The organism is Promineifilum sp. (SeqCode), assembly GCF_041918635.1.
Lineage (GTDB): Bacteria > Chloroflexota > Anaerolineae > Promineifilales > Promineifilaceae > Promineifilum.
In genome coordinates, this window is sequence record NZ_JAYRVJ010000313.1 from 1 (window position 1) to 2,675 (window position 2,675).

The following is a 2,675-nucleotide window of genomic DNA, read 5'->3' on the forward strand; positions in this document are numbered from 1 at the left end:
CCGCGAGGCGGCGACCGACCAGCGCCTTCAGGATGGCGCGCTGACCGGCATGGTCGACATCCTGGGCGATACCGGCCACAGCCGCTTCATGACCCCGTCGATGGTGCAAGAGCAGCGCAACTACACCGCCGGCGAGTTCGAGGGCATCGGCGCCTACGTGGAGATGCGCGACGGCTTTGTGACCATCGTCTCGCCTATCGATAACTCCCCCGCCCAGGCGGCCGGCATCCAGCCCGGCGACATCGTTCTGGAAGTGGATGGTCGCGATACGACCGGGCTGACCTTGCAGGAGGTCATCGATATGATCCTCGGCCCGGCCGGCACCACCGTCGCCATCACCTTCTTCACGCCGGAGACGGGCGAGGAGCGCACACTGACCATCGAACGGGCGCGTATCGAGCTAGAGAACGTGACCTGGGCCATGCTGCCCGGCACGACCGTCGCCCACACACGCATTGCCGGCTTCAGCCAGGATGTCGGCGACGACCTGGCGGCGGCCATCGAAGCGGCTGAAGCGCAGGGGGCGACGGGTCTCATCCTTGACCTGCGCAACAATCCCGGCGGCCTGCTGCACGAGGCGGTGGCCGTTGCCAGCCAGTTCTTGCCGGCGGACAGCGTGGTCGTCTTGCGCCAGGACGGCGACGGCCAAGTCAAGGAAGAGTTGACGCTGGACGACGCCCGGCGCACCGAGTTGCCGCTGGTCGTGCTGATCAATCAGGGTAGCGCCAGCGCCAGCGAGATCGTTTCCGGGGCCATGCAGGATCACGGGCGGGCCACGCTCGTCGGCGAGACGACGTTTGGTACGGGGACGGTGCTGAACGAATTTGGCCTGTCCGACGGCTCGGCCATCTTGCTGGCAACGGAGCAGTGGCTGACACCGGACGGCCGCATCATTTGGCGCGAGGGGATCGTGCCCGATGAAGTGGTCGATCTGACCGGGCCAGTACAACTGGTCGTGCCCGAAACGGTTGATGAACTGACCGCTGAGCAGCTAACCGCGAGTGGAGACACGCAGGTATTGCGGGCGGTGGAGATTTTGCAGGGGCCGTAGGGGCGGGTTTGAAACCCGCCCGCGCATGGGCAACGTAGTAGGGGTTGGAATTTCAAACTCGCCCGCGTATGGGCAACAGGGGAGGGGCGGGTTTGAAACCCGCCCCTACTCTTTCGGCGGCCGGCGCTCCAGACCGGGCACGTGGCGCAAGAGCAGGAGCAGCAACAACAGCACCGCTGTGGCCGTCCCCAGCAGATATAGCCCATAGCCTATCGCCAGTCCCACGGCCGACGCCGCCCACAACGTGGCCGACGTGGTCAGGCCGCTGATATGGTTTGGGCCGCGCAAAATGACGCCCGCGCCCAGAAAGCCGACACCGGTGATGACCTGGGCAGCGATACGCGCCGTGTCGTTGCCCGGGGGGACAACGACGTGGGAGATAATGGCGAAGGCGCACGACCCAAGCGACACGGCGGCAAACGTTCTTACGCCCGCGTCCCGGCCGCGCGCCTCCCGTTCATAGCCAACCACTGCGCCCAGAATGGCGGCGACGAGTAAGCGTAACACCAACATCAATTGCATCTCTAGATTCATGGTTCATCCTCAATCGAGATAGCGAAATAGACCTGACAGGTTGGCGGGCAGGAGTCTGCTCGCAACCTATCAAGCCTCCGATAGCCCCGCTGCCAACCAGCCGGGCAGCGAATCGAGCAAGCGGCCCATGATGTCATCGGCGCGGGTGACAAACAGATCGAGGCGGCCGTAGATCTCACCGCCGTCTACGCCGTTTTCCCCCGCGTCGCTCACCAGATCGCTAACGACGCGCAGAATGAGGCAGCGCACGCCGTTGCGGGCGGCTACGTAGGCGATGGCTCCGCTCTCCCAATCGGCGGCGATGGCGCCATAGCGGGCGCGCAGACCGGCGATCTCGCCACGAACAATGTCGCGGTCGGCCGACAGCAGCATCTCGCGCCGCGCCGGCAAGGGCAGCGGATCGCGCAGCCAGGACAGATCGAGTTCGGTGGCGTAGTGGGCGAGCGCCTCATCCGGGTCGCCCATCTGCTCGATGATGTCGTAGACCAGCGTGAAGTTGACCAGTAGCAGCGTCCCGGCAGCCACGTCGCCGGCAAAACCGCCGCACGTGCCCAGGTTGATCAGCAGCGACGGTCGCCAGCGATCGATGGCATACTGCGTCGAAGCGGCGGCGTCGATCTTGCCCCAGCCGCCGTGGAAGAGCACCACCGGCCGCAGCCGGCCGCGCACTTCTAGCTCAAGGGGCAACGCCTCGCCGTATGGTGTGCTCAGAGGCGTGATATGCGAGTAACGGTTGCGAACGGGCCGCCATTCGGCGTTGGCGGAGATCAGGATGACGGTATCGGCTGAGTCGTGCATGAGCAGATTATAGCGTGAACAGACCTCAGAGGTTTCAGAAAACCTCTGAGGTCTGCTATAATCCCCCACGGTTTGGCCCATGCGTCGCGGCAAAGGGCGCGCGTTGGCCCCAAGGAGTCCGTCATGAATCGCTACCGCTTGTTGCTCCTGCTTGCCGTATTGCTGATTCTCATGGGGTGTGGCTCGCCTCCCAGCCAGGCGACGCCCACCGAAGCGTCCGTCGCCACCGCGACGCCGGTTCCAGTAGCCGACACGCCCGCGCCCGAACCGACGGCCGAGGTTCCGACTGAGG

3 protein-coding genes are annotated in these 2,675 nt (G+C 65.1%); 1 reads left to right on the forward strand and 2 read right to left on the reverse strand.

Going from position 1 to position 2,675, the window contains the following annotated elements; translation table 11 throughout:
• Window positions 1-1,051, forward strand: a 1,051-nt coding sequence (locus tag ACE3UY_RS10015; protein WP_374687395.1) for a S41 family peptidase, incomplete at its 5' end; no start/stop codon positions are given.
• 105 nt (window positions 1,052-1,156) lie between these two features.
• Here the strand turns inward: ACE3UY_RS10015 and ACE3UY_RS10020 are convergent.
• Both ACE3UY_RS10020 and ACE3UY_RS10025 read right to left on the reverse strand, forming a co-directional pair.
• Window positions 1,157-1,564 (reverse strand): MgtC/SapB family protein, encoded by a 408-nt coding sequence (locus ACE3UY_RS10020; RefSeq protein ID WP_374687396.1) that lies wholly within the window; start codon window positions 1,562-1,564, stop codon window positions 1,157-1,159.
• 90 nt (window positions 1,565-1,654) lie between these two features.
• A complete protein-coding gene (locus ACE3UY_RS10025; RefSeq protein WP_374687397.1) occupies window positions 1,655-2,383 on the reverse strand; it encodes a hypothetical protein in 729 nt (242 codons plus the stop codon).
• Window positions 2,384-2,675: the final 292 nt, after the last annotated feature.

Bases quoted from the DNA above. Each gene is read 5' to 3' on its own strand.
- ACE3UY_RS10020 (WP_374687396.1), bottom strand. From the start codon at position 1,564: ATGTTGGTGTTACGCTTACTCGTCGCCGCCATTCTGGGCGCAGTGGTT.
- ACE3UY_RS10025 (WP_374687397.1), bottom strand. From the start codon at position 2,383: ATGCACGACTCAGCCGATACCGTCATCCTGATCTCCGCCAACGCCGAA.